This is a genomic window from Burkholderia sp. JPY481 (genome assembly GCF_038900515.1).
GTDB classification, from domain to species: Bacteria; Pseudomonadota; Gammaproteobacteria; order Burkholderiales; family Burkholderiaceae; genus Paraburkholderia; species Paraburkholderia youngii.
This window is the reverse complement of sequence record NZ_JAYMRT010000213.1, coordinates 1-255: the sequence shown is the minus strand read 5'-3', so window position 1 is coordinate 255 and position 255 is coordinate 1. Positions and strand designations below refer to the sequence as shown.

1 rRNA gene is annotated in these 255 nt (G+C 52.5%); it reads left to right on the top strand.

Annotated elements, in window-relative coordinates:
- Window positions 1–255 (top strand): 16S ribosomal RNA (locus VSR82_RS40400); the annotation flags it as partial.

The following is a 255-nucleotide window of genomic DNA, read 5'->3' as shown; positions in this document are numbered from 1 at the left end:
ACTGGGATAACTTCGGGAAACCGGAGCTAATACCGGATAACATATTGAACCGCATGGTTCAATAGTGAAAGGCGGCTTTGCTGTCACTTATAGATGGATCCGCGCCGTATTAGCTAGTTGGTAAGGTGACGGCTTACCAAGGCAACGATACGTAGCCGACCTGAGAGGGTGATCGGCCACACTGGAACTGAGACACGGTCCAGACTCCTACGGGAGGCAGCAGTAGGGAATCTTCCGCAATGGGCGAAAGCCTGA